Origin of the sequence: Pseudopedobacter sp. (assembly GCF_040392825.1) — a bacterium.
GTDB lineage: Bacteria > Bacteroidota > Bacteroidia > Sphingobacteriales > Sphingobacteriaceae > Pseudopedobacter.
Genome location: NZ_JBEBVH010000306.1, coordinates 1 through 4,354 on the forward strand (window position 1 = coordinate 1; position 4,354 = coordinate 4,354).

Annotated in this window: 3 protein-coding genes; 2 read left to right on the forward strand and 1 reads right to left on the reverse strand. The window is 36.8% G+C overall.

What is annotated here, in order from left to right; all coding sequences use genetic code 11:
- Nucleotides 1-1,160 (reverse strand): carboxypeptidase-like regulatory domain-containing protein (locus ABWO41_RS15920; RefSeq protein ID WP_353140161.1); only part of this gene is annotated, 1,160 nt, incomplete at its 3' end.
- A gap of 199 nt (nucleotides 1,161-1,359) precedes the next feature.
- Between ABWO41_RS15920 and ABWO41_RS15925 the strand changes: the two genes are divergently transcribed.
- Entirely contained in the window at nucleotides 1,360-2,805 is a 1,446-nt protein-coding gene (locus tag ABWO41_RS15925; RefSeq protein ID WP_353140163.1) for a glycoside hydrolase family 28 protein, read from the forward strand.
- An 89-nt stretch (nucleotides 2,806-2,894) separates the two neighbouring features.
- Complete coding sequence (locus ABWO41_RS15930; protein ID WP_353140165.1) at nucleotides 2,895-3,926, forward strand: GntR family transcriptional regulator; 1,032 nt, start codon at nucleotides 2,895-2,897, stop codon at nucleotides 3,924-3,926.
- Nucleotides 3,927-4,354 lie beyond the last annotated feature (428 nt).

Below are 4,354 nucleotides of genomic sequence, written 5' to 3' on the forward strand. Positions count from 1 at the left end.
TCAATCTCATATTCCAGTTTAGCAGAAAAAGAATGTCCGTAAGATTTATTTTGGTTGTCTCCGGTTCTGTCCCCATATAGCGTTCCAATGCTATTATATTCTGTGAAAGAGGATTCGTTACGGCTGTTGGCATTACTTCCGTTGTAATTATAGCTGCTTTGCAGACTTACTTTTTTAGAGAGATTATCATTATAGTTGATCCCAAATCTTCCCAGTTGTCTGGTTCCCGCAGAGCCACTACCATTTCCACCTCCCTGGCCACCTTGACCTGCCTGGCCACCGCCAGAACCTCTATTGCCTCCTCTTCCGCCACCGCCAGAATCTCCATCCGAATTAGCTATACCTGTTACCGTATTGTTGAAGGTAGTTCTGATACCAATTTGCTGGTTTCCATTAAATCGATTGCCATTTGCCGTGAGTTGATACCTGTCGTCACTACCTGTGCCGGCTTCAAATCTGCCCCTATTACCAACTCTTTTATTACTTTTTGTTACGATGTTTAATACTCGTTGCGGATCGCCATCTTTAACTCCCGTCCTCCTGGCTTCGTCACCGTAGTCGTCTACAATCTGGATTTTGTCTACTATATCCGAAGGTAAATCTTTTAAGGCAGCGGCTACATCACCTCCAAAATAATCTTTTCCGTTAATTCTGGCCTTGGTGACAGCTTCTCCCTGTACGGTAAGCGCACCTTCCTTATCTACTTCCATACCTTCCATCTTTTTTACAAGATCTTCTACCGTCGCGTTTTCCTTCATATTATAGGCGTCTGCCCGATATTCTATGGTATCCGTTTTATAGGCAATGGTAGGAGTGCCATCAACTACAACAACATCCAGCATATTTGTCTGGGTTTTTAGCGTAATGTTTTCCAGGTTAAAGTTTGCCTGTTTCTCGTCTATTTTATAAGAACGGGAAAAGCTCTGATATCCCAAACTATTTATCTGGATATGGAAACTGGATGATTTAATATTACGGAATGTAAAAGCGCCTTCTGCATTCGTACTTGTAGCAAGGGTATCTAAGGGCGAGGTGATTTTTACCAGAGCACCAATGATACTTTGTTTCGTACTGTCTATAACAGTACCTGTAATTGTTTTTTGGGAAAAAGCCTTGCTAACAAAGCTTATAAATATAAAAAATAGTACTATTTTTTTCAAAATCAGAATAATAAGGCCTTAAATTGCTAGTTAAGACGAAAGATTTGTTCGATGGTTTAATATGATAAATGATTAAATACCAGATTTGATCTCTTCTTCTTTAAAATCAATAAGTTGTATAAATGTTAAAGATACATTTATTATATTGCGTCATTTTTTACGATGGATTTTTAAGCTAAATCAATACAACATTCATATTATGCAAAAACTATTAAATAGAATCGCAGCTTTATTGTTAGGAGGTTTGTTCATATCCTGTACTGCCAATGTAAAGGAATCTTCGGCCGAATCTGGGGTATGGAAAACAGCGGATAGTATTAGAAACCTTATTGTGGTTCCAACCTTTAAAAAAGTTGATTATAAAATTACCGATTACGGGGCTGGTTTAGATAGTAATGTAAAAAGTACCGAAGCTTTTAAGAAAGCTATTGAAGCCTGCCATACCAAGGGAGGTGGAAGGGTTATTGTTCCTAAAGGGACTTTCCTGACAGGTCCGATACATTTAAAAAGTAATGTAAACCTGCATTTGGAAGACGGAGCTAAAATAGTTTTTAGCAGAGATGTAGACGATTATAAACCTCTGGTATTTACACGATGGGAGGGAATGGAATGTATGAACTATTCTCCTTTAATTTATGCATATGAACAGGAAAATATAGCCATTACCGGTAATGGTATTTTAGATGGAAATGCCAATAATGAATATTGGTGGCCGTGGAAAGCCAAAAAGGAATATGGCTGGAAAGAAGGAATACCAAACCAGCTTGCTGCAGTAAAGAAATTAACTCAACAGGTTAAAGATTTGGTACCTGCAAAAGACAGAATTCATGGAGATGGAAGCTATTTAAGACCTCCGTTTATCCAGCCTTATTTATCTAAAAATATTCTGATTGCCGATGTAAAAATCATTAATGCACCATTTTGGAATATTAATCCGGTTTTATGCGAAAATGTAACTGTGAGAGATGTTAAAGTGGTTACTCATGGTCCAAATAATGATGGTTGTGATCCGGAATCCTGTAAAAATGTTTTAATTACAGGGTGCTATTTCGATACGGGGGATGACTGTATTGCGATCAAGTCCGGAAGAAATGAAGACGGAAGAAACATTGCCAGACCAGCAGAAAACCATATTATTGAAAACTGTGAGATGAAAGATGGACACGGTGGCGTTGTAATTGGCAGTGAAATTTCTGGAGGAGCGAGGAATATCTTCGCACAGAACCTTAAAATGGATAGCCCAAATCTGGATAGAATATTGAGATTAAAAACCAGCTCATTAAGAGGTGGCGTCATTGAAAATGTTTATATGAGAAATGTAGAAGTAGGTACTTATAAGGAAGCTGCTATTCTTTGCGATATGTTCTACGAAAAACCGGGGGACTTTCTGCCAACCATCAGAAACATTGTAGTAGAAAACCTGAACATAAAGCAGGGCGGCAAATTTGGTGTTCTGATTAATGCTTATGAAAAATCTCCGGTAGAAAATCTAAAAGTAATTAACTCTACCATTAACGGCGTTAAAATTCCTGTACAGGCAAACCATACTAAGAATATGGTTTTCGAGAATGTAAAGATTAATGGGGAAACAGTTGATCTGGATAAAATAGATAAAACAGTGAAAGGTGAGTTTGAAAAGTTTTAACCGGATGAAATTTGAAAAAAACGGCTTTAATTTATTAAAGCCGTTTTTTTGTTATAAATTAACCGGCTGGTTAGGGAGTCACTGTTACAATGAAAGCATCTGATTTTTTGAACTTTATTTTTATAGATGAATATTCAGCTACGCCGAAATATTTACAATTAAGCTATTCTATAATTGCAGCTATTGAAGATGGTAAAATAACCAAAGATGATTTGCTCCCTTCAATAAATGAGTTAAGCTATTTGCTCGAAATATCAAGGGATACAGCAGAAAAAGGTTACCGCTATCTTAAAAAGATGGGCGTTATAGTTTCCGTTCCAGGTAAAGGGTATTATGTTTCCAACGTTAACTTTAAAAAGAAAATAAAAATCTTTTTATTGTTTAATAAACTCTCTGCACATAAAAAAATAATATACGATTCCCTGGTTGCCTCTCTGGGTGAAGATGCTACTATAGATTTTTATATATATAATAACGATTATTCGCTTTTTAAAAAATTAATCAGGGACAAGAATAACGACTATTCTCATTATGTGATTATTCCTCATTTTGTTGAAGGGGGTGAACATGCACACGAGATCATTAATACTATTCCTAAAGAGAAACTGATTCTTTTGGACAAAAAACTGAATAAAGTAGACGGAGTTTACGGTGCCATTTACGAAGACTTCGAAAAAGATATTTATTCAGCTCTGGACAAAGTAAAAGAGCGATTAGGGCGTTATGATACGCTAAAAATAATTATTCCCGAAAAAAGCTATTTTCCAAAAGAGATAGTAAACGGTTTTAGAAGATTTTGTCAGCAATATGCTTTCAATTATAAAGTGGTAAAAGATCTGAACGAAGAACCTATAAATAAAGGTGAAGTGTTTATAAGTCTGATGGAGGACGATTTGGTATCCATTATAGAACGAACCCTTTCTAAGAATCTCAAAGTTGGTGAAGATATCGGGCTCATTTCTTATAATGAAACCCCCCTTAAAAGGGTTATATTAAATGGGATAACCACCGTTTCGACAGATTTTAAAGCCATGGGTGCCATGGTTGCCGAAATGATAAAAAGCCAGGAACTAAAACATATTGCAGTACCTTTTAAAGTGAACCTGCGCCCGTCTTTGTGAAAATAAAGCCGCCTTGTTGCTAATGTTCTTGCATTAATGTCAGGTCAAGGAAAACAGAGGTGTTTTGTTAAGGTTTAATAACTCCATTATGAAAGAGTCTGAAAAACTCTGCCGTCAGATTGAGCGCCAGCCTGCCGAATGGGTAGAGAGAGGGAGAAGCGGTAGTAATTTTCTAAAGCCTGGATTTCATTGCTTCCGTCCGTTCATCTTTTCCCTTCTCCATTTGGGAGAATGTGTCCAAAGGACGGATGAGGGGAAACTTTCTCTTAAATAACGCCAATGCGAAGCGAGTTAGGTAAATTCAGCATGAATACGGGAGATAGTTTAGGTTTTAAAAATCCAAAGCCTTCTGAAAGAATCATTTTTTAGCTCTAATTTCCTGAATACAGTTCTACATCAATCTTCTAAATTACCTTATGGCATAACAG